This is a genomic window from Bacteroides sp. LFL-34 (genome assembly GCF_027257075.1).
GTDB lineage: Bacteria > Bacteroidota > Bacteroidia > Bacteroidales > Bacteroidaceae > Bacteroides > Bacteroides ovatus.
In genome coordinates this window covers 197,478-210,140 of the sequence record NZ_JAPQKZ010000004.1, presented here as the reverse complement: position 1 = coordinate 210,140, position 12,663 = coordinate 197,478, and the positions used below count along the sequence as shown (strand labels likewise).

Annotated in this window: 8 protein-coding genes; all 8 read right to left on the bottom strand. The window is 43.0% G+C overall.

Annotated elements, in window-relative coordinates:
- Window positions 1–142: 142 nt before the first annotated feature.
- A complete protein-coding gene (locus N5O98_RS03990; protein ID WP_004311083.1) occupies window positions 143–1,738 on the bottom strand; it encodes a S41 family peptidase in 1,596 nt (531 codons plus the stop codon).
- A gap of 83 nt (window positions 1,739–1,821) precedes the next feature.
- Window positions 1,822–2,277: a pantetheine-phosphate adenylyltransferase gene (coaD, locus tag N5O98_RS03985; protein WP_004311084.1), complete on the bottom strand. Its 456-nt coding sequence runs from the start codon at window positions 2,275–2,277 to the stop codon at window positions 1,822–1,824.
- A complete protein-coding gene (locus tag N5O98_RS03980; RefSeq protein WP_004311085.1) occupies window positions 2,274–4,151 on the bottom strand; it encodes a DNA topoisomerase IV subunit B in 1,878 nt (625 codons plus the stop codon). Before N5O98_RS03980 ends, coaD begins: the two co-directional genes overlap by 4 nt.
- A 9-nt stretch (window positions 4,152–4,160) precedes the next feature.
- Window positions 4,161–5,297 (bottom strand): GNAT family N-acetyltransferase, encoded by a 1,137-nt coding sequence (locus N5O98_RS03975; protein ID WP_004311086.1) that lies wholly within the window; start codon window positions 5,295–5,297, stop codon window positions 4,161–4,163.
- 141 nt (window positions 5,298–5,438) lie between these two features.
- Window positions 5,439–7,913, bottom strand: a complete 2,475-nt coding sequence (locus N5O98_RS03970; RefSeq protein WP_008775257.1) for an outer membrane protein assembly factor BamB family protein — start codon at window positions 7,911–7,913, stop codon at window positions 5,439–5,441.
- 33 nt (window positions 7,914–7,946) lie between these two features.
- Complete coding sequence (locus N5O98_RS03965; RefSeq protein ID WP_004311088.1) at window positions 7,947–9,836, bottom strand: sodium:solute symporter family protein; 1,890 nt, start codon at window positions 9,834–9,836, stop codon at window positions 7,947–7,949.
- 321 nt (window positions 9,837–10,157) lie between these two features.
- Entirely contained in the window at window positions 10,158–11,327 is a 1,170-nt protein-coding gene (locus tag N5O98_RS03960; protein WP_004311089.1) for a glycoside hydrolase family 130 protein, read from the bottom strand.
- 146 nt (window positions 11,328–11,473) lie between these two features.
- A complete protein-coding gene (locus N5O98_RS03955; RefSeq protein WP_004311090.1) occupies window positions 11,474–12,655 on the bottom strand; it encodes a pilus assembly protein N-terminal domain-containing protein in 1,182 nt (393 codons plus the stop codon).
- Window positions 12,656–12,663 lie beyond the last annotated feature (8 nt).

The window sequence follows — 12,663 nt, the reverse complement described above, 5'->3', positions numbered from 1 at the left end:
TACCTTTTTAAAAGCTATCTATCATACTTATTTCTTTGATAATGAGAAGAGTATCAAAATGAATGATACTTATGATAGATATTTTTTCACTAGGGGTGAGTATATATGTCCACCAAACTGAAAAATGGTGTCTTATGATTGTTTACTGAATACCCTGTTTCAGCTTCTTCTGATACTCATCCGAATTCAGTATCTCCAGCGCCTTTTGTATACTCTCATTGGTGGTATTCATTACCCGGAAATATTCGTTCATATCCCAAAGATCACGGGCTATTAGTGCTTTAAGCTGCGTCTTGATAAGAGGGAGCGACTTCTGATATTGCTCTTCATTGAATTTCACTCCTTCTTTCTCTCCTATTTCCTTTAAAATGGCGAGCATATCATCATCGACTACGAACTTCTCATCAAACGATTCGAACTTTTTATATTTGTTTTTCAACTCTTTCCGGTGCCCTTCGATAAACTGCATGGTGAATTTAATCACGGCTCCTTTAGCTACCAGATTACGATGATAATCCGTATAAAGAGTAGTGTCAATAGGTACGAAATAGTCCGGCATGATACCCCCTCCGCCATAAACAGTACGTCCTAGTTTCTTAGTTTGTACTTTCAGCGAATCCGGGAAGTGAATACTGTCAGCATTCATCAGTTCACCGTGGTTGAAACGTTCTATCAGGTCCTTGTTGTAATCGACAGTACTGTCGTACGGTTTCTGGATGGAACGTCCCGATGGAGTATAATAGCGCGCAATAGTCAAACGAATCATGGAACCGTCCGGCAGGTCGATAGGACGTTGCACCAATCCTTTGCCGAAAGAACGGCGTCCTACGATAATTCCTCTATCCCAATCCTGCACTGCACCGCTGACAATTTCGCTGGCGGAAGCCGTATATTCATCTACCAGGATGATAAGGCGTCCATTACGGAAATCTCCGTTTCCTTTGGCGTAGAAATCACTGCGTTTGGCAGTCCGTCCTTCCGTGTAGACAATCAATTCTTTTTGCCCCAGGAATTCGTTGGCAAGGTCGATGGCTGCATTCAGGTAACCTCCTCCGTTTCCTTGCAGGTCGAGAATCAGGTCCTTCATACCTTGTTTCTGAAGGCTTGTCATTGCTTTCTTGAATTCTTCGGCAGTGGTTGCTCCGAAGCGGTTGATGCGGATATAACCTGTTTTAGGCTGAATCATGTAAGAAGCATCGAGGCTAAGGATAGGTATTTTATCTCTTTTCACTGTGAACAATAAAGGATCTTGCACGCCACGACGAACGATAGTCAGGTTGACTTTAGAACCTTTCGGACCACGAAGACGCTTCATAATATCTTCCGTACTCATTTTCACTCCGGCAATGGCGCTGTCATTGACCGCAACAATACGGTCACCGGCAAGGATGCCGACTTTTTCGGAAGGTCCGTTGCTGACGGGTTGCACTACTAACAGGGTATCTTCAATCATCTGAAACTGAACTCCAATACCTTCGAAGTTACCTTGAAGAGGTTCGTTCATTTTCTTCACTTCTTCTGCGTCCGAGTAGGTAGAGTGTGGGTCGAGTTGTGCCAGCATCTTGATGATGGCTTCTTCCACCAACTTGTCTTCATCTACTTTGTCTACATAGAAATGGGAGATTGCGAACTCTGCCATTTGTAGCTTGCGCATGGCTTCAGAACCGAAATTTTGGGCCTGTAAGGCTGATACTGCCCACAGGCAAGCCAAAAGGACGTATATTTTAATCTTATTCATAATCTTACTTTATATTAATAGCCGAGTATTAACAACCGGGCACAGATACGCCTGCATCCTTCTCAACTCTCCATTCTCAACTCTCAGCTTATCCTCATTCCTTTGGGAATAAACTGGCTGATATCTTTATTATAAGTCAATAATTCGCGTACAATCGTCGAGCTGACGCAAGTCAGTTCCGGTTCTGTGAAGAGCAGGATGGTTTCAATGCCTGCCAGTTTGCGGTTGATGTCCGCAATTGTTTCTTCATACTCGAAATCTTTCACTGTACGGATACCGCGGACAATAAACCTGGCCCCTACTTCCTGCGCAAAATCAATGGTCAGACAGTCGTAGGACATCACTTTTATACGAGGCTCATCCTTGTAAAGCTCCCGAATCATTTCCTCTCTTTTCTCAATGGGAAAGTATGTATTCTTGTTCTCATTGATACCGATTCCTATCACGATTTCGTCCATAAAGGTGAGTGCACGTTCCACTACCGAATAATGTCCGATGGTGAAGGGATCAAAAGTACCCGGGAATATTGCTTTTCTCATGATGCCAAATCTTCTTCTATAACCAGATTATCTATAATAAAGTTCTGTCGTTCCATGGTATTTTTACCCATGTAGAATTCAAGTAGTTCTTTCACTGCGTCCGTCTTTCGTAAAGAAACTTGCTCCAGACGCATGTCTTTACCGATGAAATGCTTGAACTCGTCCGGTGAAATCTCTCCTAAACCTTTAAATCGCGTGATCTCCGGATTCGGGCTTAGTTCGTTAATTGCATTGACACGCTCTTCTTCACTATAACAATAGATTGTTTTTTTCTTATTGCGTACACGGAACAAAGGCGTTTGCAGAATATATACGTGGCCTTTTTTTATAAGGTCAGGGAAGAATTGCAGGAAGAAAGTAATTAGCAGCAGGCGGATATGCATACCGTCCACATCGGCATCGGTTGCTACGATGACTTTGTTGTAGCGTAGTCCGTCCAAGCCATCTTCTATATTCAGGGCTGCCTGAAGCAGATTAAATTCTTCGTTCTCGTAGACCACTTTCTTGGTTAACCCGAAAGAATTCAGCGGTTTACCACGTAGACTGAACACTGCTTGCGTGTTCACATCACGGCTTTTGGTGATGGAACCACTTGCAGAGTCCCCCTCGGTGATAAAGATGCAGGAGTCTTCTTCCAGTCCTTTTCCTTTCGGGTCGTTGAGGTGAATACGGCAGTCGCGCAATTTGCGGTTGTGCAGGTTTGCTTTTTTTGCACGTTCACGGGCAAGTTTGGTTACACCTGCAATGGCTTTACGCTCTTTCTCGGATTCTTGGATCTTTTGTTGTATCGCTTCGGCTACATCCGCATTCTTGTGCAAGAAGTTGTCCACTTCCAGTTTGATAAAGTCGCCTACATATTTATTGACTGTCACTCCGCCGGGAACCATATTGGTAGAACCCAACTTCGTTTTCGTCTGACTCTCAAAGATAGGCTCTTCCACATTGACGGCAATGGCAGCAACCAGTCCGTTACGAATGTCGGTATAGTCCATATTCTTGTTGAAGAACTCTTTGATGGTGCGGGCGATGTGTTCCTTGAAAGCACTCTGATGTGTACCTCCTTGGGTGGTATGCTGACCGTTGACGAAAGAGTAATATTCTTCTCCGTATTGTCCGGTATGCGTGAAGGCGATTTCGATGTCTTCCCCTTTCAGGTGGATGATCGGGTAAAGTCCCGTTGCCGTCATATTGTCGTTCAAAAGGTCTACCAGACCATTGCGCGACAGGATACGGTGTCCGTTATAGATAATGGCAAGCCCGGTATTGAGGTACGTGTAGTTACGTAGCATTGTCTCAATAAATTCAGGCTTGAAACTGTAATTCAGGAATAATGTATTATCCGGTTCGAAGAAGATGTAAGTTCCGTTTTCCTCTTCGGTATTCTGCGTTTCGTCGGTTAGCAGGTTTCCTTTTGAGAAAGTGGCGATACGTACTTTACCGTCGCGGTAACTGCGTACCTCAAAACGGGAGCTCAAGGCATTGACGGCTTTCACACCGACACCGTTTAGTCCGACACTTTTCTTAAATGCCTTGCTGTCGTACTTACCACCGGTGTTCAGCATGCTGACGGCTTCGATGAGTTTTCCCTGCGGGATGCCTCGTCCGTAGTCACGTACGCTGACACGGAGGTTTTCTTCAACGGTAATCTCGATTTTCTTACCGGCTTGCATTTTGAACTCGTCAATACTGTTGTCAATTACTTCTTTCAGGAGGACATAGATTCCGTCTTCGGCATGTGCACCGTCGCCCAACCTTCCGATATACATACCGGGGCGTGTGCGTACATGTTCCATGTCACTTAGGTGACGGATGTTGTCGTCAGTGTACTCTACTGCATTGTTGTTGTCTACAGGTATCAATTCGTTCTCTTCCATAGCTGTTTTTTATTTTATCTCTTTGATGAACGCACGGCGGCGCTTATGTTGTTGAGTCTCAAAGTAATCCCATTGTGCCTGAACTTTTCCGTTCAGTTCCAGTTCGGGGTTGCTTTCCGCAAAGATAAAACCTAATTTTTGATAAACTGGAATTAAATCGGAAAATAACAAAGCGTTAACACCTTTGTTTTGATATTCCGGTTTCACTGCAACGAGTAGCAGATCAAGCATTTTGGCACGGCGTTTCATAAATAGTGCCTTTAACAGATAGAACCATCCGAGTGGCAACAGACGTCCGTGTGATTTCTGTAAAGCCTCGGCAAGAGATGGCATGGAGATACCTACACAGACCAATTCGTCATTGGCATCAGTAATCAGTGTAACCATCCGTAAGTCAAGGATCGGCAGATACATTTTCACGTATTGGTCGATTTGCCGCTGTGTCAACGGAGAATAGCCATAAAGAGGACTATATGCTTCATTCATCAGCTCGAAAATCTTCTGTCCGTAGTCTTTGGCTATTTTTCTTCCGGAAGTATATTTCTTTATCTTGAGGTTATATTTTCGTTGGATCAGTTCGGAGATACGTTTATGCTTGTCGGGAATGGCATCCGGTATGTAGATTTTGTATTCCACCCAGTCGGCGTCTTTCTCGAAGCCTAACTTTTCCATGTGTACAGGATAGTATGGGTAGTTGTAGATAGTGGCCATGGTACTAAGTTGGTCGAACCCTTCAACTAACATACCTTCCGCATCGAAATCAGTAAATCCGAGAGGACCGGCAATGTGAGTCATGCCTCGTTCTTTTCCCCATTCTTCCACCGTTTTGATGAGTGCGGATGATACTTCGGGATCGTCGATGAAGTCTATCCATCCGAAACGAACGTTTTTACATTCCCACTTCTCGTTCGCCTGATTGTTGATGATTGCAGCTACACGTCCTACTATTTTATCGTCCCGGTATGCGAGGAAATAATCTGCTTCACAGAATTCGAATGCTGCGTTTTTCTTCTTGTTGAAGGTGTTGAGCATGTCGTCATAGAGGTCAGGCACAGAGTAAGGGTTACCCTTGTACATTCTGTAATTGAAACGGATAAATTTCTTAAGTTCTCTCTTTGTGGAGACTTTCTTGATTGTAATAGCCATATCTCGTATTTATGATTTGAGCAGGCAAAGATACGTGATAATCTTTAAATTACAACGTGTGGGGTGGCAAAAACTGTATCTATATAATTTTAGTGCTTATGTACCATTTGAGTTTATGCATTATGATAGTGAAGAGGGAGTTTACTTCGATGAAAAGCAATAAACATTACCCGCAAAATCACAAACAATCATCTTATTCCCGGATACGGCTACGGTTGAAAATATAGGCGCTCCAATGTGTCGTTTATCTTTTATAATTCCTGTAGTTTGGTCGATGGCATATAGATAACCGTCGGAAGCTCCGATGTAGACAATTCCTTGTGATGCAACAGGACTTGTTTCAACTCCGGCTTGCGGAGTGGTGGAATAAGGAGCAGTATATACAAGTGAAGGTGACGTTTCTGCTTTCCATTTATTGAAAAGTGTAGATTTGTCCAATGCGAAAACTCCCCGGTCGGCAGTACCGAAAATGATTTCCTGTTCGGTGATGAGTGGGGTGGATGTAACATCCAGATTGGCTGATAACTCTTTTTGTTGCAATACTTTTCCGGTTTGTGGCTTTATTGTGAAGAAGCTCTTGGAAGAGATAATCCATAATTTCCCGTTTTTATAGACAGGAGAGGCTCCCCGGTTGCCAAGTCCGTTATCAGATAGTTTCCAGAGTTGCTTTCCTGTGTGGATATCATTGCCGTATAAACCTCCCCATTGGGTTCCGCTGACTAATACATCTCCGGCAATAGTGAGTGTTGTAGTAGAACCTTCCCGCTGTTTCCAGTCCTTGTTAATCCATATCGTTTGTCCTGTTTTTAGGTTGTAGGCAGATAGTCCGGCGCCGATTCCGGCATAGACCACTCCTTTGCCTACTGTCAAGCCTTCAGTCAGATAGGGATAGCTGTCCAAATTAATAGATTGTTTCCAGAGTAATTTCCCTGATTCACTGTCTAAGGCATAGAGGTTGCAGGAGGCGTCTTGAGCCACTACAATTCCATTTTCACAGGCTATTGTGTTCTTAACAGAATTTGCAGTACGGAATTTCCACAACAGTTTGCCGGAATTAAAATCAAATGCGCAGATAAATGTGTTCAGTGATACATTATCGTCGGTGGTAGCGATAAATACTTTCTGTCCGGCGATAATGGGAGAACACATAAAAATGTTACTGCCTGTATTAGCTGTCCATTGTAATTGCAGGGGGAGCTTGATTTGAGAGTTGTTGACTCCGCCGGAGTGTGCTGCGTTTTGAAGTAATGTATTCCAGTCTTCACCTGCAATAGTGGATAATTTGAAGTCCTTTTGATAGATAAACTGGCTGGTAGCAGTCACTTTCTTTCCGTTGCTGAAGAATGAAGTCACTGTAAGATTTAGTTTTTTCCCCATTTCATTGGCTGGCATTTGAATGTTTCCACTCCAATTCCATTCAGTACGGGAGGCTAGATCGCCTTTTGCTATTTCTTGATTATTTTCCGAATCGCTTAGGATATAAGAAACGTGAGACGTTTTTGCCTGCGAATAATATGTATTGACGGAAACAGGAAGCTGATCTTCAGTGATGGTGCAGGCTGCGGCCGTCTGATTATTCATCGGAGAGACTATTGCGATTTGTGGCTCGATGAAAGCATATCGCAGTTGGGTGGTGATATTGTCGTTTGCGTCTACTTTTATTTCTCTAAAAGAAGAAGGGGAGTGGTCAATGCCTCCTTTATCCAATGTGCCGGTACAGATTGTATAAATCCCATTTTGGTTGCGGACATAGTTGTAATGCATGTGTCCGTAGATTTGGGCTTTGGTATTGAAAGAACGAAAATCAAGCAGATGATCGTCATCTGCTTTAAAGACGAAAGAGTCATTTGGAGTAAATAAGTCGTGATTGAAAAGGATAAGTGCCTGGTCTTTTTTTATGAGAGCAAGATCGTTTTTTAGCCAGTTGTATACATCTTTTTGGGTATAGTTGGTCGGGTTATCTCCGTGGTCGATTGGGGTGACTACATAATGAACGTTACCTATATCAAATGAATACCATGTCGGACCATAGAGAGATTCGTAAAGCTCTTCGCCATAGTTGCCTTTCACTAAGTCATGATTACCGATGCAATAATAAACAGGACAATCCATTGTTTGTGCGTTTACCACTTGATTGTGGATGGTGAGTCCCGGTTCGTAGCAGATATCTCCGGTGTGAATGAGGAAGGCAGGCTTCTCATTGTGAATGTATTGCTGGAGATCGGTTACCCAACGCCCCATTCCACCCGTCACTTCGGTGTCGGTGATTTGCACGAAAGAATGTTTTCTGGGTTTTGTCCGCTCGCTTTCAGTTAAGATAAAATCGTAGCTTTTTCTGTTCTCTTTGGTAGAAAGGTAGAATTGTTGTGTTTCAAATCCCGTGGGAGTTGTAATACTTATGAATCTTGTTTTCTCGAATCCCGGCAAAGAGAACCGACCTTTCTTATCTGTTTTTACTACGTTCAATCCATCTGTTACCATAACTCCCGCTAGCGGCTTATCGCCTTTATCAACTATGCCCGATTGATTAGTGTCGACAGAAACTGTTCCCTTAAATTGAGCGCATAGAGGCAGATATAGTAAAAATGATACCAGAATTACAGATAGTCTTTTCATGGTCGGTTCTCAATTTTTAGTGTGTTAAGCTAATTATTCCTTATTTTGTTTTAGTTGTTTTATTTCTTCATTGTATCTGATTTCTTCTTTACACAGAGGCTTGTACCAAGTCTTTCTTAGTATCAAGGTCGTAACCAGAAGCAATGCAATAGAGCTCCAGAGCCCCAGTTGCTGGCGGACCACGAGATACATTGGGATAATGGTAAGGCTGCATTGCCACACAATGCCGATTGCCACGTTGAATGCGTCTCTTTTGAAGTTGCGGTTTGGCTGGATATGAGGGTAACGGGCCAATGCTTTTTCTTCAATCGGCTTCCACCATCCCCATGGGCGTACACGGGTGTAGAAGTTGATGAGCGTCTCTTCGTCTGTTGGAGGTGCGCTATAGGTTCCTGCGATGCATCCTATCAGGGAAACTCCGAACAGTACGGGGAAGAAATAGAGTACCCATGCGTCGGGAACAGTGAACTTCATGACGATGGCTGCTATTACTCCGGCGGTCATTCCCCAGAAATAGCCTTCACCATTGAAGCGCCACCAATGCCATTTCAGTACGTTGGCCGCGATGTATCCTCCGAAGAGTGCTCCAACAATCCATTGGAATATTTCATTGATGTCTTTCAGGAAGAACCCTATGACAGTGCTGATAACTACTACTGCGACAGAAATAATATAGCTACTGCGTATTTGTGTTTTCACACTCGCTTTCGGATTGATATATTTCAGATAAATATCATTCACGATATAAGCCGGTGCGGCATTAACAGTGGACGCAAAAGTCGACATGAAAGCTGCCAGTAGTCCGGCTAGTAGGATTCCGGCTAATCCTACAGGTACGTAACGTGTGATTAGATGGGGGAGGATGGTTTCAAAATCCGTTCGTGTCACTTCCATTTGTGTCAGACCGCCATCTTCTTTAAAGAAGTAGATAGCCAGCAGAGCAAATCCCATAATCATCAGGTAGCGGGGGATTAATAGTACGACTGATACGGAACCGCTCATCATAGCCGCTTCTTTGGGGGATTTGCAAGATAGAATTTTCTGCATATCATAGTTGGGCGCCGGTCCTGCCATACTCATAAATATTCCTTTGAGCAAGGCCATCATGACGAAGATGCTAATCAGGCTATATGGTTCATTCGCCATCCGTTCCGTCAAGAGGCTCATCCGGCTGCTCCAGTCGATATCCAGCGTCCATCCGAAGAAAGGAGAGTCCCAGCCGGCCGGAACGAAAGAATGAATCATGTCCGGCGCTACCATTTGCATTCCGATAACAACAATTACGATACCTGCCACTGTCATAATCAGGAACTGCACAACGTCTGTCCATACAATACTCAACATTCCTCCGAGCATTACATAGAAAGTAGCGATTGTGGTAAAGAAAATACCATATACATGAGGAACATATTCTGCAGGCACATTGAAAGGAATGAATGGAGATACTACTTCCCAGGGGATGAATATCTCCATAAATTTACCAATACCTATGAATCCATAACTTAAAAAACCGAGTACGCTAAGTAATGCAAAGATGATAACAATCGTATGTGAAAGAGTCGATCCTTTACCTTTACCGAAACGTGTCTTAATCCATTCCGCTCCGGTGAGTACATTGGAACGACGTAACCACACGGACAGATAAACCATTAGAAAGATTTGGTTGAATACTGGCCACAACCAGGGAATCCAAAGGCTTTTGAATCCGTAGGCAAATGCCCAATATACCATCAACATGGTTCCTGTGATGTCAAACATTCCGGAAGCATTGGAGAGTCCGAGCATATAAAATGGCAATGATTTCCCTCCCAGGAAATAAGAATCCATATTTTGGGCAGCCCGTTTCTTCAGGATAAGTCCGATGACAATCATGGCAATGAGATAGGCACAAATGATGAGAATATCGATTTCGTGTAGTTTCATATCGTTATTTCGATTAGGTTTTTATATATCATTATTTTATTTGATGCAAAAGTAGGGCGAAAGTAGTGGGGAAACAAATATTATTTTAACTCATTCTGATACTATATTAATATATCTGTGTTTACTTCAACTTTGGTTTTCCTTTGAAAAGTCGGTTTTCCCCTGTATAAACGATAAGATATGCGATTTTATCGTTTATAAAAAGGAATATTGTTGAGGCCTCAATCTTATGAATAAAATGAAAGAACCAGAAAAAGCACGCCATTGTCAAATTCCGGAAGGAATGGCGATGGTGTGCTTTCCATATTGAAAATTCAGTTACTATACTTTCACCTTATTAGCTTCTATCAGTTGATAAATATTTTCTACGGACGTAGCGGATCGAAGTTTATCTTCCGGAGTATGCAGGCAATAATCTACAAGTCGTTCGATTGTAGAGGTAGCTACATGCATCCGTGTATCTGAAGAAGCATAATAGATGTAGACCGTTCCGTCTTCATCTGTAATCCACCCGTTCGAAAATAATACGTTGGAAACGTCTCCGATTCTTTCTTCTTCTACGGGTGCCATGAAGTAACCTCCTGGTTGGGCAATCACTTTATTGGGGGCATCTAAAGAGGTCATGTACAAATACAACACATACCTGAGTCCTGCTGCGCAAGCACGGACTCCATGCGCGAGGTGCAACCATCCCTGTGGCGTTTTGATAGGATGAGGCCCTTCACCGTTCTTCACTTCTTTGATGGTGTGATAATAACGTTGTTCTACCACCGTCTCTTCTTTAACTATTGCATGAGTGATATCATCTACTAGTGCCCAGCAAATTCCTCCACCAGTGCCTGCTTCAATAAACCCGTCTTGAGGGCGGGTGTAAAGCGCATATTTCCCTTTGACAAACTCCGGATGGAGTACCACATTGCGTTGCTGGCTTTTAGAGATAAGATTAGGCAGACGCTCCCAATTTCTTAAGTCCTTGGTGCGTATGATGCCTGCTACCGCAACGGCAGAAGTCAGATCTCCGGCGGCTGCGTCCGGATCTTTGCTTTCCGAACAGAAAATGCCGTATATCCATCCGTCCTCATGCTGGGTAAGGCGCATATCGTAGACATTCGTTTCTTCCGGGTATAAGTCGGGAAGCTGGATTGGATATTCCCAAAAACGAAAATTATCTATCCCATTCGGACTTTCGGCTATGGCGAAAAACGACTTACGGTCGTAACCTTCCACTCGTGCCATAATGAGATATTTTCCGTTATATTTGATAGCTCCTGCATTGAATACAGCGTTAATACCGAAACGTTCCATCAAAAAAGGGTTTGTTTCCGGATTAAAGTCATATCTCCATTCGAGTGGAGTATGGGCTGCCGTCAGAATAGGATATTTATAGCGTTCAAATATGCCATTGTTGGATCGTATTCTTTTATTTTCACGTGAGATGAGCGTTTCATATTCTTCTGTAAGAATACGTAATCTGTTATCATATCTATTCATATCTGTTCAAAATTTATAAAAAGAGACTGATTACAATACAGATAGTAATAAGGAATATACTGTGTTGTAAGGACAGTCTCTTTTTATGTTGGTCACTTCAAAAGTATGGGGGTACTTCCGAAATACATGTGTGTCAAGTTTATAAATTATTCTTTGGTTATAAAATAGGAACGTACAGTGTATCCGGGCTCCAGGAAACTCACCCAATACCAGCCGTCTTCTACTTTATCAATCCGGCAATCTTCTATCGGATATCCTACATTCTTGTCTACTGCGTTTCTTGTCACCTTATAAAGTGTTGCATTCGTCTTGCTGCCTACTCCCAAATCGCCGGTAAACTGAACCGCGTAACCGGATGCGGATGAAGTTGTCGAACTCTTAACAAGCAATTGCGACAAGTTGAAATCCGCCGAATGCATTATTTCTCCTACTTTTGAAGTAGAAAGGCTTTGGTAAGAATAAGAACCTGCCAGCATATAGCGATATGACGGGTTCTCCAGGTAAGGATCGTCAATAGCGGTAATGGTCACTTCTATCTTTTCACCGTCCTGGTCGGCGATAGTGACTTTGTTGTTGTAACGGTATCTTTTAAGTCCTTCAATTATCACTTCTGTACCGTCTTCAGACATGGAGCATTTCAGGTAAGTTGCAGAACCGCCTGCTGTGCAGGTATATCCACCATTGCCATCCAGGATTTTGATAGTAGCCGGAGTGCCGATAACTAAGTAAGGGATATTTTCACTATTGTCGACTACCATTCTCTTTTTCACTTTTACGATGAGTTCTGTCGTTTTGTCCCGTCTGTCTTTTACGGTGAAAGTGGCAGTACCCGGAGCCAGCGATTCAATTTGAATCTGCCCTTTATCATTTATCGCAGCCTTTGCTATTGATGGATTATCAACAGTGATACTGTATCCTCCATTGCCTGTATAGACCTCTATGGTCTTGTCTTCATTCGGATACATAACTGTAGAAGATACTTTCAGAACCAAGTCTACCAATTGGTCAACAATTACTTTTACGTTGGTTGACATCCTGGCCCAGTCGGTAATAGTCACATTTGCGTCACCGGCTTTCAAACCTGTCACTTGTATTTGGTCATTGTCGATTGTAGCGGTAACCACATCTTCGTTCGAACTGGTAACCTTGTAGTTACCGTTTCCCTGAATAATCTGAATCACTCCTTCTGCTTTTTCATCTAGATTGATTGTCAATTCCTGCTTGTCCGCAACCAGATTGGCATAGGACGGATCATCTTCACTGCAACCGGAGAACAAATTGACGGCTGCAAGCAGGAATCCTGCTATATATAATCGATTCTTTTTCATGATATTCT